Consider the following 22807-nt stretch of genomic DNA (forward strand, 5'->3'; position numbering starts at 1 on the left):
CGGAAACAGTATGTTATTCGTCGGTGAGTTCGATGAGGCGGAGGGTCTCCTCCAGCACGTTGGTCCAGCGGGCGCGTCCCTCAATGGGCTGCTGCGACCATGTGACCAGATCGGCGGGTGCGTACGGGGCAATTTGGCCGGGCGACCAGTAGCCGGTATTGTCGCGATCGAGCAGCACGCGAAAGCGGAACTGGCCTTCGGGAATGCGCTCTACGCGAAAGAGCCCCGGGGCATCGGCCTCTACATGACGAGTGGGCCAGTTGTCGTTTGATTCGTCATGGATTTCTACGCGGAGAACACCGGGCACGGCCATTGCAAGGGTGTCGGCATCTATGTCAGGCACGGCACCTACATCCATTGACGGCGGCCCGGCAGGAGGCGCAGGCCACAAGCTGTCGGGCACAGTAATGCCGAATGAAATGGGGAGTCCCAGATCGGTGCCGTCGTCAGGATCCCGCTCGGGCCAGGGGCGAACGTCGTACGCGAGGGTGGTTTCGAGTTCGCCCAGATCGTCAACGGTAAGCCGGTGAAAGCGCTGGGTGAACACGGTGTCTTCTTCGGCCACCGCCTCGCCATCTACCGCGAAATCAAGCGGCATGTCGACATCAAGGGGCGGATCCGTTTCGAGACGGTACTGCAGCCCGTCTTCGGAGGTAGGGGTGAGTGTGCGTGACTGGCCAAGCGTGTCGGTGGCGGTGATTGTCTCGTTCCATGCCTCGTCGGCAAGGGGGAGCGTAACGCGCAGGGCGGGCGCCTCATCTTCGAGAAGCGGAATGCTATCGTCGGCTTCGGAGCGTTCGGGGCGAAACCCGATCCACTCGGGCTCGGCCTCATCCTCACGGGTGGAGGGGGTGAAGCTGAATGTCGTATCTGGTACGGGGCGGCCCTGGGCATCGGCAAGGGCATTCGGCGGCACGGAAAGCCGATGGACGCGTTCGGTGAGTGGCTGGTTGGTCGCTACGCCTACTTCGAAGGGCGTTTCATCAGACCGGTATACGCTGCCCAAAGAAATGGTGTCTTGGGCAACTGAGTCTACCAGCACCCAGTGCGATGCGTCGCGCTCGGTCCATTCCACCGGAACGTTAAACCGCACGTATTGGCGTTGCGTGGTGCGGGGCCGCACGCGCTCGGCACGGGGAGCCGGCTCGGGCTCGTAAAGAAGCCATGGCACAGGCACCGGTTCGGCCTCAGGACGCGCTGTGATGATCGGCACGGGAGGTACGGCAAACGCTTCGTCGGGGTCGGGAAAGCGGTTGCGGTTGACATCGCGCACGCCAATGACGTAATACTGCTCTTCACGGATGTTGCGAAACAGAAACGTTCCGTCGCTTCCAGTTTCCGTGCGGAAGTCAGGCTCCTCGGGGAGCGAATCGGGCGGGGCCTGGGCATCGGGGCCCACAGCATAGGCAAACACGTTGACACCCTCTTCTGGATCGCCCCATTCGGGATCCAGGATTTCGCCTTCGATGCGCCCCTCGTCGATTTCAGGGCCGGTGGAGAAGGCAAAGATCAGGGGTTCGTTGAGGTTCACGTTGCGCACATCGCGCAGATCGGTACCCAGTTCCACGATGTAGGTAGTGCTGTCGGAAAGCGGCTCGGGAAACGAGATGGTGATGCGGCGTCCGCTAAAGTCAAACTCGGGGGGAATCTCTGGCTCCGGCGTCATGGAGAAGGCCCCTGCCATCGTGCCACGCTCGATATACTTATCGAACTCCATCTCGATTTCGATATCGAGCGGCACGTTTACCGAATCGTCGGCGGGCACCAGATGCTCAAGCACGGGCGGAGTGGTGTCTTGGGGGCCGCCGGTGGGCGGTGACGGATTGGCACAGCCCGCAAGTTGCAGAGCGATCAACACAAAGAGCACGCCTATACCGTGGCGTATGTGCATGTCCAAATGAGCCAATCCAACCATGTATCATGCCACCGGTGAACGAGTGTGCGGATCTCCTTGCATTGCCGATGCCTGCATGGTGTTTCCGTCTTGTGCTGCTTCGGGCGATCGTCCGAATGAAGGTGTCGCCTCAAATCTGGTGCTTGAGCGTCTCGACGCGCTGCACGACCTCCTTGCGATCCATTGACCGGTAGGGTTCAGGCAAGAGCGACTTGCTGGTGCATTCCAGCACCGAGGCCAGGGTCTGCATTTCTATTTCTTGCGGATACGTAGGGGGAATGAAGTCCTGAACGGTCGTTTCCAGAATCTCGGAGGTAACCTCGGTCCCCTCGGCAGCAGCCCGAAACGAAGCGCGCGTCATGATGGCCTCCATATCGGCTCCGCTGAAGGTGCGCTCGCCATTCACCAAAATGTCGGGGACCTCTTCGATGTCAAGCTCGACGCCGGTGCGCTTCATCATAATCTGAAGCAACTCCTCGCGGTCTTCGCGCACGTTCGGGTAGAACAGGGCGAGGTGCTCTTCGGCCCGGCCCTGGCGCTTTAGGTCTACGGGCATGAGATCGGGGCGCGCTGTGACGAGAAAAAAGATGACGCGTCCGCGGTGCTTCGGATTGCTCATGAACGACACGATCTGCGCAAACACGCGCTGCGATACGCCCGAGTCGCCCTGTGCGTCGCGATTGCCCAGCGCCGCGTCGGCCTCATCAATCATTACGGCGACGGGCGTCATCGCTTCGAGCAGGTTCAGAATTTTCTCCAGGTTCCCCTCGGTAACGCCCTGCCACTGCGACCGGAAGTTTTTGAGCATCACCATGGGAATGCCAATTTCGCCAGCAAAGGACCGAATGAGGAAGGTCTTTCCGCATCCCACTGGACCACAGATAAGATAACCCATGGGCATGACGTCGGGGCGATTCGCACGCAGCGCTTGGGCAGCCTGACGAAGGTGCGTCTTGGCTTCGCGATGCCCGGCTACGTCATCGAGGGTGAAGTCGGTATCTACAAACTCCAGCATGCCGTACGCCTCGGCCTCGATAAAGTCTTTGCGGAGCTCGGAGAGCCGCTCAAACGTGAGGGGACGGTTGTTTTCGAACACATCCGCCAGGATGGTGCGCAGTTGTGTCAGGTTCAGCCCGGAGGTGGAGTCGGCCAGCGTGTCGAGGGGCATGTCGGCGCGCTCGTTGTAGACCTCGGTACGCTCACCTACATACCACTGGGAGTAGTGCTCGCGCGCATCGGCATCGGGGATGGGGACCTGAATCTCGGCGGTGTGCGGACTCTGCACAAGCTGCTGGTTCAGATCGGTCAGGTTTTCGGTGACGAGGCAAAGGGTAAAGTCGTGATCCAGAAACAGCGGATCGCGGGCCCACCGCTGCAGATAGACCAGCGCCTGCCGGTCTTCTGCGGAGTACATGGCGGCCTCGGCCATGGGCACAATCGTTTCGGCGTAGTCGATGACGCATGCCATGCGCGTTCCGTTTGCCAGGCGCAACCGAAAGTAGTTTTCGAGCAGGGCAAACACGCGACCCGGTTCTTTCGGTAGTTTGTTGCCGTAGCTGGTGCCGTGAAAGCTGTCATACCCAGACACCGCTCGGTCGAAGTCTTTGCGTGAGGCGCGTGTGGGAAAGCGCAGCCCCGAGGAGCGATCGTACTGCACAATTACGTCACGCGCCGCAAAGAGATCATCTGAGAGAAAGTCAGATAGCGGAACGTACGTCGGGGCCTCTGTGACCGGATCGGTCGTGCGAATCAGATCGCGTACATCGCCATGCAGCACGAAGGTGGATACCGACTTGCTCAGGTAGCGTTGTGCCAGTTCATCGGCCCAGGCAGGATAGTGCGTAGTTTCGAAGGAGGTATCAGACATAGAAGCCAGCAGACGTAGCAGAGAAAGAAATCAGAATAGCGAGCACATGGTAAAACCTCACCGCTCCGCGCATCCCCCCAATAAAAGGAGCATGGCGGAGCGGCACGGTCATGCATACAGCAAGCACAGGCGTACGTTAGGCAACTGTGATGCTGTCGTCGAGGTACACATCTTGAAGCGCGTTGACCACCTCAACACCTTCGTTCATCGGACGCTGGAAGGCCTTGCGTCCGGTAATCAGGCCCATGCCGCCGGCGCGCTTGTTGATAACGGCCGTGCGTACGACCTGCGCTTTGTCGTTTTTGCCCGAGCCGCCGCCCGAGTTAATGAGTCCGCAGCGACCCATGTAGCTGTTCATGACCTGGTAGCGGGTCATATCGATGGGATGATCGCCCGAGAGCTTCGAGTAGATGCGCTCGTCGAGCTTCCCGTAGCTGGAGTCGCCCATGTTCAGCGCCCGGTAGCCGCCATTCAGGGTCGGCTGCTTCTGCTTTACGATGTCGGCCTCAATGGTTACACCAATGTGATTGGCCTGCCCGGTAAGATCGGCAGACGCCTCGTAGTTTTTGCCATCGATGGTGAAGTTGCTGTTGCGCACGTAGCACCACAGAATGGTGAACATGCCCAATTCGTGAGCACGCGCAAAGGCGTTCGACACTTCCTCGATCTGACGAGGCGACTCGTCGGACCCAAAGTAGATGGTGGCGCCCACGCCTACACATCCCATATCGAAAGCCGACTCAACGGTTGAGTAGAGCGTCTGGTCGTACGTGTTGGGGTACGAGAGCAGCTCGTTGTGATTGAACTTGAGGATGAACGGAATCTTGTGGGCATACTTGCGGGCCATGCTGCCCAGCACGCCATACGTAGTGGCCACACCATTGCATCCGGCCTCCATGGCCAGCTTGATGATGTTTTCGGGATCAAAGTAGATCGGGTTCGGCGCGAATGAGGCGCCTCCGGAGTGTTCGATGCCCTGATCAACAGGAAGAATCGACAGATACCCGGTACCGCCAAGGCGTCCATGGTCGAAAAGCCCTTGCATGTTGCGCAGCACGCGCGGGTTGCGGTCGGAATCCTTCCACACGCGATCCACAAAGTCGCCTCCGGGTAGATGGAGTTGATCTTTGTCGATCATACATTCGTGCGTGAGCAGGTCGTCGGCTTCATCGCCAAGAAGCGATGCGATGTCAGTGGTTGGGGTAGCAGCCATAGTCAAAGAAGATGCTCTTGAAGTAAACGAGAGTGAAAAGGAGCCGTGCGCATAGCCAACTCGAAGCAGATGAGTTGTACACGCATCGCTAAGATACAAGCCAGAACGGGCGCTGTCCACCCCTTAGGCGATGAAGATATGCAGGTTTGGAGGAGATGTGACGCATCGATACGCCGAAACCACGTTTGGGCCAGGCCGCTATGGTAGGTAAATCGGCAAAAATACGTTTACACCTTGTCATCGCGAAGAGGGAGCCTGCGACCGACGTGGCGCTGTGAGCGCTAGCGAACGAGTACTCCTGGGGTGCGATCTCATGCCGTTGATTGGGCCGTTGGCAGTTGGCGTGATGGCATGAGATTGCGTCGCTGCGCTCGCAATGACAAGGGTGTGGGTTTTTCTCGGTACGTTAGGTTGCACATGCGTCCCCGAAGATTGACCTGTGACACAGCACTACGCTTCCCGGTCGGAGGCATATTCCTCGGGATATTTTTCGGAGGGATGCCGACGGTGGCGTTGCGCATACAGGTCTTCGCCGTCATCGACCCGACGGGCGGCATAGAGCAAGACATAGATGGCGACACCCGTGCAGAACATAGTAAACGCGATGATGCCGGGCCAATACGGCGCTTCGTACCCCAGCATGGAGGCCTGCACTTCAGGATGCTGAATCGCTTTGTCGATAAGCCAGATGAGGATGCCCCCGCCCAGCAGTGCAAAAACAAGGGCACCGAGACGAAGAAAGCGAGCGGGATTCATGACTGAATGAGCGATGTTGTACGGATCGGGCGAACAGGTAGGTCGGCATCAAGCAGAAAGGACTTCGCCTCTTCAACGCTGTACTCACGAAAGTGGAAGATGGAAGCAGCCAGTACAGCATCGGCGTTGCCCTCGCGTAGACCGTCGCGTAGGTGCTCGAGCGACCCGGCCCCTCCAGACGCAATCACGGGGATGCGCACGCGCTCGCTGATCGCACGCAGCAACTCGTTGTCGTAGCCCGACTTGGTGCCGTCACGATCCATCGACGTAACAAGCAACTCGCCGGCCCCACGTCGTTCAGCCTCCTCGGCCCACTCTAGCGCGTCGAGCCCAGTGGGCTTGCGTCCACCGTGTACGAACACCTCCCAGCCGTCGCCCTCCTCGCGGCGCCGGGCATCAATGGCTACGACGATGCACTGCGATCCAAAGGCTTCAGCCCCCTCGGTGATTATTTCCGGATTCTTGACAGCCGCTGAATTGATCGCGGTCTTGTCGGCACCTGCATGCAGCATCGCGCGCATGTCTTCAACGGTACGAATGCCACCGCCCACGGTAAGCGGAATGAAGACCTCGTCGGCGGTGCGGCGCACCACATCGTGCATGATGGCCCGGTCTTCGTGCGTGGCAGTGATGTCGAGAAACACGAGTTCGTCGGCCCCGGCTTCGTTGTAGAAACGGGCCTGCTCGACCGGGTCGCCGGCATCGACCAGATCCACGAAGTTCACGCCTTTCACGACACGGCCTTCGTCAACGTCGAGACAGGGGATGATGCGTTTGGCTAAGGGCATGGGTTGTTAAGGGTGTAGGGGTGTTAGGGATGGAAGGGTGGAGGAGAAGAGACGAACGTGGGGGCTATCGCAGAACCGAGGGGTCGTGCAGGGGGGCAGTCGAGAAGGTGTCGAGGTCAATGTCGTCCTTCTGGTTCCAGCTCCAGAATTGCTGACACGGAAAGACGTTCTCGTACAGGGCTTTGCCCACGATCACCGAATCGACGCCGTAGCGCGCCAGCGTCTGGATGCCCAGCAGGTCGCGATGTTGCCCCACTCCACCGGATGCCGTAATCTTGGTGGTCGATAGCGCACTGCCCATCGCACGGTATGCGCCGAGATTCGGGCCCTCCATCGTGCCATCGCGGCTGATGTCGGTGTACACGATGCGCTGCACGCCGCGGTCTTGCATGTCAAGCGCCAGCTCCACCGCATCCACGCCCGAGCCTTCGGTCCAGCCCTGCACGCGCGCCTCGCCGTCGCGGGCGTCGATACCCACAACGATGCGGCGCGGCCCAAACCGCTCAATCGCTTCGCTGATCATCGGCGGGTTGCGCACCGCTGCGGTGCCAATAATCACGCGGTAGACGCCCATCTCCAGCGCAGCGGCAATATCGTCGAGCGAACGGATGCCGCCGCCCATCTGCACGGGAATATCCAGGGCTTCGGTGATGCCCCGAATGGCCGCGCGGTTGGGACTATCGTCGCCGCGTGCCGCATCCAGATCAACCACATGCAGCACCCGCGCATTCTGCACGCGCCATAGCTTCGCCATCTTGACGGGATCGTCGAAGTAGACGGTTTCTTCGTCGTACGATCCTTGATGGAGGCGGACACAGCGTCCGCCGCGTAGGTCGATAGCTGGAATCACGAGGGCCATAAACGGGGTGGGGGTCGGTAGGGGAACGACTGCGGGGTGTGGATACGGTTGAATCAACCAAGGGCGGCAAAGTTTTTGAGCAGCTGCAACCCCACCGCGTGGCTTTTCTCGGGGTGGAACTGCACGCCAAACACATTGTCGCGCTGTACGATTGCCGGAAACGCATGATCGTACGTGGCCGATGCGAGCACGTCGGCATCGTGCTGGGCCTGAGCATGGTAGGAATGCACAAAGTAGACGTAATCGCCGGGCTCAATGTCGGCCAGGAGCGGCGAATCGCGATGCACGTCGAGCGTATTCCAGCCCATGTGCGGCACCTTGCGAGTCGGCATATCGGCAGTAGCGTTGTTGGCGTCGTTGAAATGGACCACGCTACCGGGTAAAATGCCAAGCCCTTCATAGGTGCCGCGTTCGTGGCCTTCGCTGAAGAGCATCTGCATCCCTACGCACACGCCCAGAAAGGGGGTACCCTGCGTCACCACTTCGTGCACCACAGGGGTCAGTTCACGGGCAGCCACCTCGGTCATGCAGGCCCCAAACGCCCCCACGCCCGGCAGCACCACACGGTCAGCCTGTAAAATGGTGTCGGCATCGTCGGTGCGCACTACGTCGGTGCCAACCGCCTCGAAAGCTTTTTCAATGGAGCGCAGGTTGCCGATGCCGTAGTCGATGATGGTGGTCATAGAGAAAAGAGCAAGAACCAGTAAATCAGAGGGATGCGAAGCGACAAACGGGATCCGGAGTTACTCGTCGGATTCGTTCAGTTCGCGAGAGCGTCGGGTGGCCGTATCCACCGCATTGATGAGCATGGTGCGCAGTCCGTGGGCCTCCAGCTCAGAAACGGCAGCGATGGCCGTACCGCCGGGGGTGGTCACACCATCGCGCAGGATGGCCGGGTGCTCGCCGGAGTCGCGCGCCAGCTTGGCGGCGCCGTACACGGTTTGCTTGGCCAGACGCGCTGCGGTGGTGCGGGGCAGCCCCTGACGCACGCCGGCATCGATCAGCGCTTCGATGAACATAAACACGTAAGCGGGGCCGCTTCCAGAGAGACCCGTTACGGCGTCCATCTGCGACTCGCTCACCACCTCAGCCGTACCCACCGCCTCAAACATCGCGGTAGCCAGCTCCAGGTGCGTCTCGTTGGCGGTCGAGCCGGCGGCCAAGGCCGTAGCGCCTGCATCGACCAGCGCGGGCGTGTTGGGCATCGCCCGTACAATCGGGTTGGCGCTGTCGAGCTCGCGGGCCAGCGTGGTGCTGTGGATACCCGCCAGCACGGAAATCACCAGTGCGTCGTTGTTGAGCACTGGCCGAATGGCGTTGAACAGATCGGTTCGCTGGTAGGGTTTACAGGCAATGAGCACGAGAGTAGCGTCTTCCACCGCTGCAGCGTTATCAGCAGTCACACGGATGTCCGGAAACGTCCCACGCAGATCGGACTGTCCGGCCTCGGAGCGACGCGTGGCGATGATGCGCTCGGGCGGCAACAGATCGCCAACGAGTCCGCCAATTAGAGCCTGTCCGATGCTTCCGGCACCGAGAATTGCGAGCGTATGAGTATCAAACATAGAAAAACCGATGGGTAGAAGAAGCAGTCAAGAAAGAGAAGGCAGACCCGTTTATATCGTGCCCTTAGTGGAGAGCACATGGTCGCGGGTTACATCGCGGTGGACGGCGGCGCGGAGGGCGCGGGCTCCGGCTTTGAACAGCGCTTCTACCTTGTGGTGTGTGTTGGATCCGTAGAGGACCGTGAAGTGCCAGTTGCAGCGCAGATGCTCGGCAAACGAATACCAGAAATGCGGGACCATCTCGGTAGCCAGCTTGCCTACGGTGGGACGACCAAAGTCGGCATCCACCTGACAATAAAAGCGCCCCGACAAGTCAATTACGCTTCGTGCCAGCGTTTCATCCATCGGCACGTACGCGTGTCCGTAGCGGGCAATCTGCGTTTTGTCGCCCAGTGCGTTGTGGAATGCCTGCCCGAGCGCAATCGCCACATCTTCGGTGGTGTGGTGGTCGTCTACGTGCAAGTCGCCATCGCACGTCACCTCCATCGAGAACCCGCCGTGGCGCGCAAACAGGTCGAGCATGTGGTCGAGAAAGCCAATCCCCGTGTCATTCGCGTACGAGACCAGCTCAGGGTCCAGGTTTACGGAGACGGAGATGTCGGTTTCGTTGGTGCTACGAGAAACGGAGGCCGTACGGGTGGGCAAGTCGGTGGGCATATGCAGTTATTTCGGCAGGATATCAGTGCAGGCAATGACAGCATCAGCAAACGGCACGGACAGGCGTTCGTTGCGTGGCACGGTGTGTTTCGCGGTATAATCGCCGTCGCTGGGATGGGTGTACACCTCAACGCAGGCCGACGGCAGGTTCACGATCCAGTACGTGGGGATACCATGCTGGGCATAGAGACGCCGTTTCGTGTCCTGGTCGAACGCAAGCGACGTATCGGCGACTTCTACCACGAGTGTAGCTGTCTCAGGGTGCACGTCGAGGAAGTCTTCATTTGACCCAGGTACAACCATCACGTCAGGCTCCGGCTCCGAAGCGGTGCCCAAAGCAAGTGGCACCTGACTGCGCACATGATGCGAGTCTGGACACATCCCAACCAGCGTGGTCAGAAGACAGGTTGTTACGGCAGCATGGCGACTGTTTTGTGGACCCATAGGTACGATTTGTCCATCGATCAGCTCAACCCGATCGCTAGGCCCAAGCACGCCTGTCTCCACCATACGCTCATACTGCGCACGGCTAAAACGGTAGCCGTGTGACAGGGGCGTGCGGTCTGACCCTTGGATTTGTGGGGAAGCAGGGGAAGGCATAGCAGAATTAGCGCGATTGGCGCAACACTTTTCATGCACGGCTCACGGCAACGAACTGCACGAGCCCATTCCGGTTTTTATACTGTATGCAGTATTGATAACCGCCCCAATTGTTCGACCTCCGCGTTCTTACCCCCCTATGGCTACCTACAGCGAAGCAGATTTTGAAACCAGCCGATTTGATTACGGAGAACGGGTGCGCATTCTTCTGAGGCATCCTAAGCACGGCGGCGTGTTTGGCATTGCCGAGGGCACCTGCGCAGCCCGCGAGGTGGATGTCGAGTTTGAAGCCCCCGATGGCACGATGCGCCGCAAAACGCTGGTGTGGCTGAAGGACATCGAAGGCTACGAGAAGCCGCACGACAACATCCCCGACGAGACCAAGGAGGTAAAAGAAGCCTGGTTTGCTGAAGAGGCCCTTCGCAAGCTCGAAGGCGATATGCTCGACGGCGTCAGCTTTAACTAACGGCTCCCACCCCGTCGCCGCGCCGATACGCCTTCGCATCCCCTATACACCCTGTTCTTTTCCCCACCCCACCGCACATGTCTGATCCGAACACGCGTCTTACCGTCACCGCCGCGCTGCCCTACGCCAACGGTCCGCTTCACATCGGCCATCTGGCTGGCGCCTACCTGCCCGCCGATCTGTACGTGCGCTACCAGCGCCTCACTGGGCGCGATGTAGCCTTTGTGTGCGGCTCCGACGAAATGGGCGTGGCCATCCTGATGCGCGCCCTCCGCGAAGACCGCACGCCGCAAGACATTGTGGATACGTACCATCCGCTCATTGAGGAGAGCTTCGAGCGGTTCGGGATGAGCTTCGATCATTACGGACGCACCACCGACGACCTGCACGCCGAAACCACGCGTGATTTCTTTCGCACGCTCGACGCAAAAGACGCGTTCGCGCTCAAAACACAGGAGCAGCTCTATGACCCGAAAGCCGAGATGTTTTTGGCCGACCGGTTCGTGGTGGGCACCTGTCCGAAGTGCAGCTACGAAGAGGCGTACGGCGACCAGTGTGAACGATGCGGCGCCACGCTCAGTCCCGATGAACTCATCAACCCGCGTAGCACCCTCACCGATGCCACGCCCGAGCTCCGCGAAACCACGCACTGGTACCTGCCGCTCGACGACATGCAGGACGCTCTCGAAGCCTGGATTGATACGCATCCCGAGTGGAAAAACAATGTGCGCGGACAGGTGAAAAGCTGGCTCAACGATGGACTGCAGCCGCGCGCCATCACTCGCGATGTGCCGTGGGGCGTGCCGGTACCAGCCGATGTAGCCAAGCGCCACGGCATCGAAGCCGACGGCAAGGTCATCTACGTGTGGTTCGACGCCCCGATCGGGTACATCTCCATCACCAAGCGCTGGGCCGAGGAGCAGGGGGATCCGGAGCGCTGGCGCGCCTATTGGCAGGACGACGACACCGAGCTCGTCCACTTTGTGGGCAAAGACAACATCGTCTTTCACTGCCTCATGTTTCCGGCGATGCTGCAGGCGCATGGCGACTATGTCCTGCCTGAGAACGTACCTGCCAACGAGTTCTTAAACCTGGAAGGCAAGAAGCTCTCTACCAGTCGCAACTGGGCGGTGTGGCTGCACGAGTACCTCGACGATTTCGCGGATACGCAGGGCGTCGACATGCTGCGCTATGCGCTGGCCACGACGCTGCCCGAGACCAAAGATGCCGACTTCTCCTGGGATGCCTTCCAGAACCGCGTCAACGGCGAGCTGGCCGACGTGCTGGGCAACTTCGTAAACCGCACGCTCACCTTCGCCGACCGCTACTTCGACGGCGCGGTGCCTCCGCTTGAGGCACCCACCGACACCGATCAGGCGGTGCTCGACACCCTCGCCGATGCGCCCGCTGACATTGCCGAGTCGTACAATGACTTTCGGATGCGTGAGGCCGTCACCAAAACAATGGCCATAGCGCGCCTCGGCAACAAGTACTTCAACGACACCGAGCCCTGGCACACCCGCAAGAGCGATCCGCAGGCCTGCGCCAATACGGTGCATGTGTGCCTGCAGGTGTGTGCGGCCCTCAGCATCTTGATGGATCCGGTGGTGCCGCACGCATCAGCACGCCTCCGCGAGATGCTGAACCTGACGGACGTCCGCACCAGCACGCCTGGCCCCGATGCCTCCGACCGCGGATGGAACGCCGCCGGATCCGCTTTGCTACAGTCCGGACACCCCTTGAACGACCCCGCTATTCTCTTCGACAAATTAGACGACGAACGCATGGACGCGCAACGCGACAAGCTTGGCACCGACGACTCTGACCCTACGCCCGAAGATCAGGGCTACGAATCCCCCAAAGACCCCATCGAGTTTGGCGACTTCATGGATATGGATCTGCGCGTGGGCAAAATCACCCTGGCTGAGCCGGTTGAGGATGCCGACAAGCTGCTTCGCCTGGAGGTGGACCTGGGCTATGAGGAGCGGCAGATTCTGGCAGGTATTGCCCAGCACATGGATCCCGATGCTATTATCGGCAAGCACGTAACTGTGGTCGCCAACCTCGCGCCCAAGACCATGTTTGGCCTCGAAAGCCAGGGCATGGTGCTGATGGGCGAAGACCGCGACGGCAATCTGTCGCTTCTGACGACCGATGCAGAGCCCGGGTCGGTGGTGCGGTAGACCAGGACGCAACCTGTGAGAAAAGAGGGGGATCTCCCCCATAGAAACAAAGCGAGCCCGCTCGTTGCAGAGCAGGCTCGCTTTGTTTGTGAGAAATGCTCCGTGGAAAAAAGACCCACAACGCTTCGCCTAAGATCAAGCTGCCACAGGCTCGCGGTGCGAGATCGTCGTACCCAACACCTCAAGAAAAGCCGCCAACCACTTCGGATGCGCTGGCCAGGCCGGCGCTGTTACAAGCTGCCCATCAACGGTTACCTCATCAGCGGCAATATCGGTGTAGATGCCGCCCGCACGTTCTACTTCAGGCTGACATGCTGGATACGCCGCACACTGTTTACCGTCGATTACGCCTGCTGCCGCGAGCACCTGTGCACCGTGGCAGACCGCTGCGATCGGCTTACCGGCATCATCGAAGTGACGTACCATTGCCAGCACCTCCTCATTGAGACGAATATACTCGGGTGCCCGTCCGCCTGGGATCACCAGCGCGTCGTAGTCTGCTGGATCTACATCGTCAAACGTTGCGTTGAGCGCGAAATTGTGGCCAGGCTTCTCCGTATACGTCTGGTCGCCTTCAAAGTCGTGCACCGCGGTTTTGACGGTGTCCTCTGCAGACTTATCGGGGCAGACAGCGTGTACCGTGTGGCCAACCATCTGAAGCGCTTGAAATGGGACCATCACTTCGTAGTCTTCCACGAAGTCGCCCACGAGCATGAGAATTTTTGCACCTTCCATAGCAATCACCGTTTGTCAAGAAAAAGAGAACCGAATAGGCAAGATGCTTGACGGGCTGATCCAGAATAAAGATCCACGTAGACCTGTTCTGTTGTCAATTATGGATACTGCACGTTCTCACCTGTAGCTCTCACACCGACGCATTATGCTGCGTAATCGCCCAGTGAAAGTCTATCTCGGGGGTGGGTGGATTCAACTGCGGACGGGCTTATCGAATAGGTGTGCTGCTGTTCGTTGACACAACAGGGAGATGCAGTCCTTCGGGCTACCCAACCGTTTTTCCCGGATCGATTTGCATGCGACGAGCACAGTGTGTATTGTCATGGTGAAGTTTATGTATAAGCAGCCGTTGTTGGGATTAACGAGCATGCTTTCGTCTCATCCAAAGCCTGTTTAATGTACCCAACGATAGCGCTCTATATCTCATTTAGCGAATCCTTTCACAGCGAAAAAACGAACGATGCCACGATATCGAACGTCCGTATTTACACTGTGTGCTTTTCTTTTTCTCGGCGCCCTACTGGTCGGCTGCGGCGATACCGACGCCTCCGAGGCGGATTACACCGTTGACGAGGAAGAAGGGCTGACCATCATTACGAACACCGGCGCGCCCGAATGGGATGCCGCCGAAAGTGCTCCGCTGCAATTCGATCATACACAGTCGTTTGGAGCTGAAGAGGAACCTGCTGAAGCTCTGCTGTCTGACGCCTCTGATGTGGCCGTTGACGATGACGGATCGGTATACATTCTCGACCGCCGCGATCATCGGCTGCTTGCTTTTGATGCGGAGGGCACGTTTCTGTGGGAGGCGGGGCGTGAAGGGCAGGGGCCCGGCGAGTTTCAATTTCCAAATGGAATTGGTGTATTGCCCAGTGGCAATCTTCTGATTTTAGATGGAACGGGCCGTCTTGATGAGTGGAGCACCGAGGGCACTCACGAACAGAGTCACACGCCCGAGGACCTGCAGGTACGTATAGGGAGCCTGCTCCACGGATCGGACGATACGGTCGCGATTGTGGGCGTAGATGAGGAGTTTGAGGGCCTTGTGCAGATTCTGAACACCGAGACGTTCGACGTTGTGAAGACTTTTCCAGTTGATCTGGAGATAAACATGGCGCTTGCGTTCATGCCTGTCATGCGCGCGGGCTATGCGAACGGTATTCTGTATCTGGCAAACCGCACTGGATACCAGATCGATGTCTATGATGCAACCTCTGGCGAGCGCATCCAGCAGATAACACAACCCGACGCCGAAGGCATGGTCGGCATGGGAATGGCTCAGATTGATCAGGGGATGCGCTTCTACCCGTTCAGTGCGGTGGGCGCCCCGCTATATCTGTCTGATGGAATCCGCCTCGTACCCACCTTTCAGTCTGAAGGTGTTGACGACCCCAACGAGTGGATCGAGGAACGGCAAGGAGAGATCAGTGATCATGTCGTGCACGATGCGTTTCTTGATGTATACGACGAAGACTATCGATTGCAGGGACGTTTACACTGGAGCGATACTCGAACCCCAGACATCGGCCAGGTCGTTGCCGTGGGCCCCGATGGAGCCTTGTACACGTCCCTTTCGGAGCCGTATCCTCATGTGCGTCGGTATAAGGTGGCGATGGAGTAGGAGCCTGTTAGACATCATTGGATTGCCCGCCCCACAATTCTCGTACATGTAACACGGCGGCATTGGATGTTCTGCAGGCTGTATGGTATGATGATTGTGGACCTATATGGCCCCACTACGCAGCGCGCTTGTGCGCTCAACGCTTTCCTATTTGAACGAAGCAGGCGCATGTCGCTTCTTGAAGCCCGATCGGTTACGGTGATACGCGGCGGACAGTCCATCCTGGATGCCGCCTCGATTCAAGCGCACGCGGGGGAGTGGGTTGGTGTAATTGGCCCCAATGGAAGTGGCAAAACCTCGCTCCTGCGCGTGCTGTCGGGCAGCTGGACGCCCGATGCCGGATCGGTGCACTTCCGTGGCCAGCACCTGAATGGATGGAGCCACCGCGACCGAGCGCGCCACCTGGCGGTGGTAAAACAGGCACCGCATGTGGCGTTCGATTTCACCGTGCGCGAGTTGGTGATGCTGGGCCGAGCCCCCTATCGCGGGTGGATGCAGTCATTCACGGATGAAGACCATGCCCACGTCAATGAAGCCCTCCGCACAATGGATCTGGTGCCGCTGGCACACCGCACAGTACCCTCGCTAAGCGGCGGCGAGCGGCAGCGTACCTTTCTAGCCCAGGCGCTGGTGCAAACCCCAACAGCCTGGCTGCTTGACGAACCCACTGCCCACCTCGACATCCAGTATAAGCTCTCGTTCTTCCAGCATCTTAAAGAGCGCCAGACGGCCTCGGAGACCGTCGTGGCTGTGGTGCACGACCTTGAACACGCCGCCCGGTTTGCCGACCGCCTCGTCCTGCTTCATCAGGGACGCGTAGCTGTGGAAGGGGCCCCCACACAGGTACTTACCCGCAATCATCTGGCCGAGGTATTTGGGGTGGAGGCCACGCCAGCCAACACACCACACGGCTTGCGCCTCCACGTACACGGCCCCGCAGCCCCGGCATCGCTCTAATTACCCCCGCTACTTGACCTCCTTCTGTATGGCTACGATTTACACCCGCACTGGCGACGACGGCACCACAGCCCTGTTTGGCGGCGACCGCGTTGGCAAAGGCCACCCTCGCATTCGCGCATACGGCACCGTTGATGAAGTCAACTCGCTCATCGGCATTGCCCGTGCGCACCTTGCGTCAACCGACGCAACCGAGCCCCTTCGTCCGCTTCTGCAAACCCTGCAAGAGGATCTGTTTATCGTAGGGGCCGACCTGGCCACTCCTGAAAACGCAAAGCCGGTGGTGCCACGCATCGAAGCCTCCCATGTCGAGGCTCTCGAAACCCACATCGACAGACTCGAAGAGGATCTGGAGCCGCTGAAGCACTTTATCCTGCCCGGCGGCTCCCCGGCCGCCGCCGCGCTGCATAATGCACGCACCGTATGCCGTCGCGCCGAGCGCTTGAGCGTAGAGGCCAGCGCGTCGACTCCGCTCAACGAGCAAGCGCTGGTGTATCTAAACCGACTGTCGGATCTGCTCTTTGTAGCTGCCCGCTGGGTGAACCACGTCACCAACACCCCCGAGCACACCTGGATTCCTGAATCGTCGTAGCGACCCGATTCATCTGTTTGCTGTTACCCCCCAACCCCCCCCCACGTATGATGACCTCCAACACGCTTCGCCGTGGCGGCTTGTTCGCCGGCGGCCTTATCGTCCTTGCGCTGGCTGCCACCATTGTACTCTACACCCCTGACGATGGAAGCGCTACCCAACCCCCTGATGCCAACGAACCGTTCACCACAGTCGCCGATGAGGCGCCCGATGCCGAAGCCTCTGAGCCTTCTGTAGATGCGTATGGCATCCCAGAGCGCAACTGGGACATCTCGGAACGCACCATTCGGCGCAACCAAACCTTTGCCCATCTGCTGCAAGACTACGGCCTCTCCTACCAACAAGTCGTTACCGTAGCCCAGCAGGCCGAAGATATCTTTGACGTGCGGCGACTGCGGTCAGGGCGCACGCTACACATTTACAGCGACCCGCAGCGCGAGGAGGCACGCTACGCCGTGTACGAGGCGGGCGCCACGCGCTACGTGGTGTACGACTTGCAAGAGCCCGAGAACTCGTACGTTACCGAGCGCGAGGTAGAGGCTACCTGGAAGCGCGTTTCTGGGCCCATTCACGGGTCCCTCTACAACACCATGGTCGACCAAGGCGCCCACCCGGAGCTCGTAGTTAAGCTTGCCGATGTGTTTGCCTGGCAGATCGACTTCTTCCAGATTCGAGCCGGCGATCGCTTCGAAGTGATCTACGAAGAACGTTCCATCGAAGGTGAACGCATTCGTCCAGGCGATGTCATTGCCGCGCGACTCGTTCATCGCGGCACGCCCTACTACGCCTTCCGCTTTCAGGAGCACGAAGAGGAGCGCGCTGAGTACTACGATGAACATGGCAACAGCTTACGCCGCGAGTTTTTGCGTGCCCCACTCGAATACACGCGCATCAGTTCGGGCTTTACGAACCGACGGTTGCATCCGGTAACCAACGAATACCGAGCGCATCATGGCGTTGATTACGCCGCCCCCACGGGTACGCCCATCCGCGCAATCGGTGACGGCGTGGTCGAGTTTGCCGCACGCAGTGGCGGAAATGGAAACTACGTACGCATCCGCCATAATTCGACCTACACAAGCGGCTACCTTCACATGAGCCGCTTTGCCGACGGCATGCGCCGAGGCAAAGAGGTGGAGCAAGGGGAGGTGATTGGATACGTAGGCGCCACGGGACTGGCGACCGGCCCCCATCTGTGCTTTCGCATTTGGAAACATGGGGATCCGGTCAACCCGCTGGATATCGATTTGCCCCCGGCCTACCCGGTGGGCCCCGAAGTGCGCGATGACTACTTCCGGCTTGTTGATCGTCTGCAACCCGCACTGGAGCATCCGCAACTGGCGGGCGACGTGTCCTCGATTCTTGGACCGATGACGTAATGAGCCACTTTCAGGGCGTATCGGAGTCGATTCACGCACCGGGACCGCTCGTGCTGATCCATGGCGGCGCCTGGGCTATTCCGGATGCCGCCTGCGACGATCATCGCGATGGCCTGCAGGCGGCAGTGCACACGGCGGCTGAACAACTCGCGTCCCCCCATGCGGCGGTCGATACGGCCACCGAGGTGGTGCGCACGCTCGAAGGCCACGGCGCTTTCGATGCCGGGTGCGGCGCAATGCTGAACCGCAATGGACGCGTGCAGCTGGATGCGGGACTCATGGACGGAGCCACCGGGCACTACGGGGGCGTAATGGCGGTGGAGCGCATTGCACATCCGATTTGCACCGCCCGCGCCCTGCTGCATCCAAACACCGCGCAGCGCGATACCTCCGACGACCACGGACAGGCCCGGCTCCTGGCCGGACGCGGCGCCGAGGCGTTTGCTCAGCACATTGGCCAGCCGCTGGTAGAGAACGATACACTGGTCTGTGCCCGCGAGCACGAGCGGTTTGCCCAATACACAGCAAAGCAAGCCATGGGCTCGACGGTCGATTCCTCGGCCTCGTTTCTTCCCCCAGAGGTGCCGTCCGACACCGTGGGGGCAGTGGTGCGCACCGCCAACGGACATCTGTGTGCCGCCACCTCCACCGGGGGCACGCCGTTTAAGTGGCCCGGACGCGTGGGCGATTCGCCGCTGCCTGGAGCCGGGTACTACGCCAACGAAACCGCCGCGGCCTGCGCAACCGGATGGGGCGAAGCCATTGCGGGGCACACCCTATGCGTGCGAGCCGTAGACGCCGTCACGCACGGCGCATCTCCCCAAGCCGCCGCCGAACGCCTGCTGATGTCGATGCAAGCGCGCTACACCCATCCAAACGGCGAGGGCGCCCGGGCCGGGCTGCTCGTTGTTGCTGCCGATGGACCGGCTGCTTATGCATTCACCACGCCGCGTATGGCCCGTGCGCTGTGCACACCCACCGCGCAGGCTACTGCTGTCCGGACAGATGCTTCGCTTCAAGTCTCGTCTTAACACGTCTTTTCGCATGCCGCACTGGGAATCAATCAAACTGTCTGCTGAAGGCCTCGGACAGCAATTTGGGGCGTTGCTCCTGTTTCGCCAGATGAGCTTTACGCTGCACGGCGGCGAATCGGTGGCCATCACCGGAAGCAACGGGTCGGGCAAGTCTACTCTGCTGCGCATCCTGCTCGGGCTGCTCACACCAACCGTAGGGCACGTTTCCATGCAGGTGGAGACGCACTCCATCGAAGGAGCCGACCGTCCACGGCACATTGGACTGGTAGCGCCCTATCTGGGGGTGTACGATGCGCTCAGCGCCCGCGAGAACCTGCAGTTTCTGGCCAAAGCCCGGCGCCTCTCATCAGCGACCTCTCGCATTGATGCGGTGCTCGACCGCGTAGGGCTCGCCTCCCGTGCCGATGACCGCGTGGGGACGTACTCGTCAGGCATGCGACAGCGCGTGAAGTATGCCGCCGCACTGCTCGCACAGCCGCCCGTTCTGCTGCTCGATGAACCCTCGACTAACCTGGATGCCCCCGGGCGCGCCATGGTGAAGGCGGTGCAGCGTGAGCAAGTCGAGCGAGGCGGGCTCCTCGTGGTCGCCACCAACCGCCCCGACGAGACCGAAGGACGCGATCGCATCCTTTCGGTGGAGTCTTTTCGATAGCACCCCTACTTGCGCCCTCGTCGCGACGACCGACGCGGCGCTGTGAGCGCAGCGAACGCGTATCTCATGCCGTTGATTGGGCGGCTCCACCCGACCTGACAGCAATGAGATTGCTTCGCTCCGCTCAAGATGACAACATTAAAACGGGGCGCGTTGCAAACCACACATTGACCTGTGACACGACACGTCAAACCTGAGTAACAGGGGATTTCTCATGTGTTCAAGCACATCCATAAACAAAAAAGCCGCCCCGACAGAGCGTATTGCTCCATCGAGGCGGCATATTGGGTGAGCAAAGGATGCGCTACCTATCGCATCCAATGCAGCCGAATTAGCGCACGACCGTTACGCGTTCGGTTTGCGTTACGCTGCTTCCCTGCAGACGCAGGAAGTACGTGCCGCTAGCCAAACGTGAGGTGTCGAGTGACAGACGGGCCACCTCGCCATCCACCAACTGTCCCTGGTGCAGCGTTTCTACACGCTGTCCGAGGACGTTGTACAGCGCCACCGTCACATCATCGGTGCGATCGAGTTGGACCGTAATGTCCGTGGTGGCCCCGGCAGACACGGGGTGAGGACCAGCCAAGCGCAGCGCTTCACCTTGCTGCACCTCTACCGTGATCGGCTCATGGATTTCTTCGGTCCCATCCAAATCGACCTGGCGGAGGCGGAAGGTATGCGTGCCGGCCTCCAACGCATCGGTGGTAAAGCGGTAGGACTGCGGCTCGTCGGTGGTGCCTTCCCCTTCAACAAAGCCGAGGCTGGAAAAGCTGCTGGATTGCGGCGCCTGGTGCTGAATGTCAAACCCCGCGTTGCTGGTCTCAGAGACCGTCTCCCATTGCAACTGCGCCCGGTCGCCGCTCAGCTGGGCGGTGAATGTGGCGAGTTCAACGGGGAGGACCTGACCTGCATCCAATTCGCCGGGAGTAGCATTGGCTTGATCATCGTTGTATACCCAATTGCCTGGTGTTTCTTGAAATGTCCGAAACCCAGATCCCGCAGTTGGTTGCTCTGTATCATCGATCAATTCGCCATCGTCTTGGTTCTGTGTCCCGCCAGCACGAAGCCGCCATTGCCTCTCAGTGCCTGTACCGACAAATATGCTGCCGCTTCCCCCATTATAATTCACTCCGGGAGGAAGGCTTCCCCACTCATTTTCAAAATCACTCAGTGAAGCTCCCCGAGGCACAATCAATATCCCGTTTGCAGGCACAACTCCTGATCCTTCATCAAGGTTGTCATCGAAATCGAAAACCGTTTCGATACTCCCATCGGCTCGCACTTTAACAATTTTTCCACCTTCTGCACGAAGGTCAATATCAGTGTCAGAGTTATTGTATATTTCAATGTAAGCAGCGCTGAAATCGTTATCAGAGTCAGCAAGCTCACTTATGAAAACATCATCCGGGTCAAAACTTATTTGTCCCTGCACGGCAGCCGGACTCAGGCTCCAGGCCATCAGTCCGAACGTAAGTAGTGCACTTAGTATCAGTTTTCGCATGTAAACCACCTCGTATATAGAGAAAAAGAATCTTGAACGTTTTGCCTGAACAAGTCAGTTGGACACGTTGGACCGGCCAGCGCTTGGTAGCGCATGATCGTGCAGACGTGGCACACACAATTGTTGCTGACTTTTTATTCAGGACTTGACCATAGAATAGCAGCCTCACAGTTATAATGCAAAGAAAAGTCGGCGTGCTCCTCATCCATGATCGTTCCGTAACATGACCAACACGTTGTGCAACACATTGTGGCCCTCGTTCGAAACGCGCGCCGTAGAGGAAGACGAAATCATGGACGATTTTTCGGTCGTAGATGATCGTCTTAAAACAGCCCTGCGCGATATTCGCGTAACCAACTGGCTGTTGGGGGGATACGGCCCCTCTCATCAGGCCATTCAACGTCTCATGGCCCCACACACGGCCTGCCATGTGCTCGACCTGGGCAGCGGCAGTGCCGACTATCCGGCCCACCTCGTGCAGTGGGCCGATGCGCGCGGGCTCACCATCCGCGTGGATGCCCTCGAAGCCAATCCCGTTACTGCCGATCATGCCCGGACTTATCTTGACCAGACCCTGCCTGCGCGGCTCCGTCCACGCGTCACGGTACACACCGCGGATGTGTTCACCTTTGAGCCGCCTGCTGGAACCGCATACGACCTGGCGCACGCAGGACTCTTCCTGCATCACTTCACCCACAACGACATTGTACGCCTGCTCAAGCGCATGCACACTTTATGTCCAAAAGGGCTGGTGATCAATGACCTGCACCGGCATCCGCTGGCCTACTGGAGCATTTACGTGCTGTCCCGAGCGCTGCCCACATCGTCTATGTACCAGCACGATGCCCCGCTTTCGGTACGGCGCGCCTTCACACAGGATGAGTTGATGCATGCCGTTTACGAGGCCGGATACACCGCGGCGCGCATACGCTGGCACTGGGCCTTTCGGTGGGTCGTGCAGGCGCACCCAAGCCAGGATATGGTGTAATGCAACGCTGTGACACACCTGCAAGTTAGGGGAAAGCATGAGCTGTCAACGCTTAAAGTCATCCCGACCAAGGTACTCCCAGCGCCTGCTGAGCCGGGATCTCCCCTGGCAACATAGTTGGATTATTGCCTCCCACCACCTAAACTTTGACCTGTGACAGAGCACTACTGCGTAGGTGTTTAGCGATATGCCACAGATCGCCGGGGACGCAAGCGGTCCCCGGCTATGGGTTTGCTTACATTGCGCCGTTTTGTAGCCCGGGATCAGGAGCGGAGCGCTGGGAGCACGTCGAACCATCTCCGCGAGGTTCAGCAGGCGCTGATCGATCGAGCGGCCCTGCCCAGTTCGTGGGAGATCTTTACTCACTGCGTTCGCCTGTCCCGGACGTGATCCGGGATCTGCTTCGCTCGTGTCAGGACTGCGCGTCTCCTAGGCGGAGCCGCTCCGCTCAAGATGACACCATTAAAACGGGGCGTGTTGCAACCCAAACACTGACCTGT

21 protein-coding genes are annotated in these 22807 nt (G+C 59.5%); 9 read left to right on the top strand and 12 right to left on the bottom strand.

The window, feature by feature from the left end:
* Positions 1-13: 13 nt before the first annotated feature.
* From ACZ5AL_RS07405 to ACZ5AL_RS07450, 10 genes are all read right to left on the bottom strand, one after another.
* Complete coding sequence (locus ACZ5AL_RS07405; protein ID WP_464513220.1) at positions 14-1891, bottom strand: Ig-like domain-containing domain; 1878 nt, start codon at positions 1889-1891, stop codon at positions 14-16.
* A 133-nt stretch (positions 1892-2024) separates the two neighbouring features.
* A complete protein-coding gene (locus ACZ5AL_RS07410; RefSeq protein WP_464513221.1) occupies positions 2025-3761 on the bottom strand; it encodes an ATP-binding protein in 1737 nt (578 codons plus the stop codon).
* A 136-nt stretch (positions 3762-3897) separates the two neighbouring features.
* Positions 3898-4980, bottom strand: a complete 1083-nt coding sequence (locus tag ACZ5AL_RS07415; protein ID WP_464513222.1) for a class I fructose-bisphosphate aldolase — start codon at positions 4978-4980, stop codon at positions 3898-3900.
* Positions 4981-5424: 444 nt separating this feature from the next.
* Positions 5425-5730, bottom strand: a complete 306-nt coding sequence (locus ACZ5AL_RS07420) for an ABC transporter permease (RefSeq protein WP_464513224.1) — start codon at positions 5728-5730, stop codon at positions 5425-5427.
* Entirely contained in the window at positions 5727-6518 is a 792-nt protein-coding gene (hisF, locus tag ACZ5AL_RS07425) for an imidazole glycerol phosphate synthase subunit HisF (protein WP_464513225.1), read from the bottom strand. The genes ACZ5AL_RS07420 and hisF overlap by 4 nt, the downstream gene beginning before the upstream one ends.
* 64 nt (positions 6519-6582) lie before the next feature.
* On the bottom strand, positions 6583-7377 hold the full coding sequence (gene hisA, locus ACZ5AL_RS07430) for a 1-(5-phosphoribosyl)-5-[(5-phosphoribosylamino)methylideneamino]imidazole-4-carboxamide isomerase (protein ID WP_464513226.1): 795 nt from the start codon (positions 7375-7377) through the stop codon (positions 6583-6585).
* Positions 7378-7430: 53 nt separating this feature from the next.
* Positions 7431-8060 (bottom strand): imidazole glycerol phosphate synthase subunit HisH, encoded by a 630-nt coding sequence (hisH, locus tag ACZ5AL_RS07435; RefSeq protein ID WP_464513228.1) that lies wholly within the window; start codon positions 8058-8060, stop codon positions 7431-7433.
* A 60-nt stretch (positions 8061-8120) separates the two neighbouring features.
* Positions 8121-8942: a pyrroline-5-carboxylate reductase gene (gene proC / locus ACZ5AL_RS07440; protein ID WP_464513229.1), complete on the bottom strand. Its 822-nt coding sequence runs from the start codon at positions 8940-8942 to the stop codon at positions 8121-8123.
* A 51-nt stretch (positions 8943-8993) separates the two neighbouring features.
* Positions 8994-9605 (bottom strand): imidazoleglycerol-phosphate dehydratase HisB, encoded by a 612-nt coding sequence (hisB, locus tag ACZ5AL_RS07445; RefSeq protein ID WP_464513283.1) that lies wholly within the window; start codon positions 9603-9605, stop codon positions 8994-8996.
* On the bottom strand, positions 9606-10199 hold the full coding sequence (locus tag ACZ5AL_RS07450) for a Uma2 family endonuclease (protein ID WP_464513230.1): 594 nt from the start codon (positions 10197-10199) through the stop codon (positions 9606-9608).
* Between the two features lie 139 nt (positions 10200-10338).
* On the opposite strand from ACZ5AL_RS07450, the gene ACZ5AL_RS07455 reads away from it, so the two are divergent.
* On the top strand, positions 10339-10665 hold the full coding sequence (locus ACZ5AL_RS07455; protein ID WP_464513231.1) for a hypothetical protein: 327 nt from the start codon (positions 10339-10341) through the stop codon (positions 10663-10665).
* A gap of 77 nt (positions 10666-10742) precedes the next feature.
* Positions 10743-12848, top strand: coding sequence for a methionine--tRNA ligase (gene metG, locus ACZ5AL_RS07460; RefSeq protein WP_464513233.1), 2106 nt, complete (start codon positions 10743-10745; stop codon positions 12846-12848).
* A 135-nt stretch (positions 12849-12983) separates the two neighbouring features.
* On the opposite strand, the gene ACZ5AL_RS07465 is transcribed toward metG, so the two are convergent.
* On the bottom strand, positions 12984-13583 hold the full coding sequence (locus ACZ5AL_RS07465; protein WP_464513234.1) for a DJ-1/PfpI family protein: 600 nt from the start codon (positions 13581-13583) through the stop codon (positions 12984-12986).
* A 460-nt stretch (positions 13584-14043) separates the two neighbouring features.
* Here ACZ5AL_RS07465 and ACZ5AL_RS07470 point away from each other — a divergent pair, with 460 nt between their 5' ends.
* From ACZ5AL_RS07470 to ccmA, 6 genes are all read left to right on the top strand, one after another.
* The gene (locus ACZ5AL_RS07470) at positions 14044-15204 is read left to right on the top strand and encodes a 6-bladed beta-propeller (protein ID WP_464513235.1); all 1161 of its coding nucleotides are present in this window, start codon (positions 14044-14046) and stop codon (positions 15202-15204) included.
* Positions 15205-15372: 168 nt separating this feature from the next.
* Positions 15373-16161, top strand: a complete 789-nt coding sequence (locus tag ACZ5AL_RS07475) for an ABC transporter ATP-binding protein (protein ID WP_464513237.1) — start codon at positions 15373-15375, stop codon at positions 16159-16161.
* A 28-nt stretch (positions 16162-16189) separates the two neighbouring features.
* Entirely contained in the window at positions 16190-16753 is a 564-nt protein-coding gene (locus tag ACZ5AL_RS07480) for a cob(I)yrinic acid a,c-diamide adenosyltransferase (protein WP_464513238.1), read from the top strand.
* A gap of 47 nt (positions 16754-16800) precedes the next feature.
* Positions 16801-18132 carry a peptidoglycan DD-metalloendopeptidase family protein gene (locus ACZ5AL_RS07485; protein ID WP_464513239.1) on the top strand — a complete coding sequence of 444 codons (1332 nt, stop codon included), beginning with the start codon at positions 16801-16803 and terminating at the stop codon, positions 18130-18132.
* Complete coding sequence (locus tag ACZ5AL_RS07490; protein ID WP_464513241.1) at positions 18132-19163, top strand: isoaspartyl peptidase/L-asparaginase family protein; 1032 nt, start codon at positions 18132-18134, stop codon at positions 19161-19163. The genes ACZ5AL_RS07485 and ACZ5AL_RS07490 overlap by 1 nt, the downstream gene beginning before the upstream one ends.
* A 13-nt stretch (positions 19164-19176) precedes the next feature.
* Positions 19177-19818 carry a heme ABC exporter ATP-binding protein CcmA gene (gene ccmA, locus ACZ5AL_RS07495; protein WP_464513242.1) on the top strand — a complete coding sequence of 214 codons (642 nt, stop codon included), beginning with the start codon at positions 19177-19179 and terminating at the stop codon, positions 19816-19818.
* Positions 19819-20149: 331 nt separating this feature from the next.
* Here the strand turns inward: ccmA and ACZ5AL_RS07500 are convergent, their stop codons facing one another.
* Positions 20150-21319 carry a T9SS type A sorting domain-containing protein gene (locus ACZ5AL_RS07500; RefSeq protein ID WP_464513243.1) on the bottom strand — a complete coding sequence of 390 codons (1170 nt, stop codon included), beginning with the start codon at positions 21317-21319 and terminating at the stop codon, positions 20150-20152.
* Between the two features lie 223 nt (positions 21320-21542).
* Here ACZ5AL_RS07500 and ACZ5AL_RS07505 point away from each other — a divergent pair, with 223 nt between their 5' ends.
* Positions 21543-22307, top strand: a complete 765-nt coding sequence (locus tag ACZ5AL_RS07505; protein ID WP_464513244.1) for a methyltransferase domain-containing protein — start codon at positions 21543-21545, stop codon at positions 22305-22307.
* Positions 22308-22807 lie beyond the last annotated feature (500 nt).

It is taken from the genome of Natronotalea proteinilytica (genome assembly GCF_055379935.1).

Coding starts and splice junctions, on each gene's coding strand:
- ACZ5AL_RS07405 (WP_464513220.1), bottom strand. CDS start 1,891: ATGCACATACGCCACGGTATAGGCGTGCTCTTTGTGTTGATCGCTCTG.
- ACZ5AL_RS07410 (WP_464513221.1), bottom strand. CDS start 3,761: ATGTCTGATACCTCCTTCGAAACTACGCACTATCCTGCCTGGGCCGAT.
- ACZ5AL_RS07420 (WP_464513224.1), bottom strand. CDS start 5,730: ATGAATCCCGCTCGCTTTCTTCGTCTCGGTGCCCTTGTTTTTGCACTG.
- hisF (WP_464513225.1), bottom strand. CDS start 6,518: ATGCCCTTAGCCAAACGCATCATCCCCTGTCTCGACGTTGACGAAGGC.
- hisA (WP_464513226.1), bottom strand. CDS start 7,377: ATGGCCCTCGTGATTCCAGCTATCGACCTACGCGGCGGACGCTGTGTC.
- hisH (WP_464513228.1), bottom strand. CDS start 8,060: ATGACCACCATCATCGACTACGGCATCGGCAACCTGCGCTCCATTGAA.
- proC (WP_464513229.1), bottom strand. CDS start 8,942: ATGTTTGATACTCATACGCTCGCAATTCTCGGTGCCGGAAGCATCGGA.
- ACZ5AL_RS07450 (WP_464513230.1), bottom strand. CDS start 10,199: ATGCCTTCCCCTGCTTCCCCACAAATCCAAGGGTCAGACCGCACGCCC.
- ACZ5AL_RS07455 (WP_464513231.1), top strand. CDS start 10,339: ATGGCTACCTACAGCGAAGCAGATTTTGAAACCAGCCGATTTGATTAC.
- metG (WP_464513233.1), top strand. CDS start 10,743: ATGTCTGATCCGAACACGCGTCTTACCGTCACCGCCGCGCTGCCCTAC.
- ACZ5AL_RS07465 (WP_464513234.1), bottom strand. CDS start 13,583: ATGGAAGGTGCAAAAATTCTCATGCTCGTGGGCGACTTCGTGGAAGAC.
- ACZ5AL_RS07470 (WP_464513235.1), top strand. CDS start 14,044: ATGCCACGATATCGAACGTCCGTATTTACACTGTGTGCTTTTCTTTTT.
- ACZ5AL_RS07475 (WP_464513237.1), top strand. CDS start 15,373: ATGTCGCTTCTTGAAGCCCGATCGGTTACGGTGATACGCGGCGGACAG.
- ACZ5AL_RS07480 (WP_464513238.1), top strand. CDS start 16,190: ATGGCTACGATTTACACCCGCACTGGCGACGACGGCACCACAGCCCTG.
- ACZ5AL_RS07485 (WP_464513239.1), top strand. CDS start 16,801: ATGATGACCTCCAACACGCTTCGCCGTGGCGGCTTGTTCGCCGGCGGC.
- ACZ5AL_RS07490 (WP_464513241.1), top strand. CDS start 18,132: ATGAGCCACTTTCAGGGCGTATCGGAGTCGATTCACGCACCGGGACCG.
- ccmA (WP_464513242.1), top strand. CDS start 19,177: ATGCCGCACTGGGAATCAATCAAACTGTCTGCTGAAGGCCTCGGACAG.
- ACZ5AL_RS07500 (WP_464513243.1), bottom strand. CDS start 21,319: ATGCGAAAACTGATACTAAGTGCACTACTTACGTTCGGACTGATGGCC.
- ACZ5AL_RS07505 (WP_464513244.1), top strand. CDS start 21,543: ATGACCAACACGTTGTGCAACACATTGTGGCCCTCGTTCGAAACGCGC.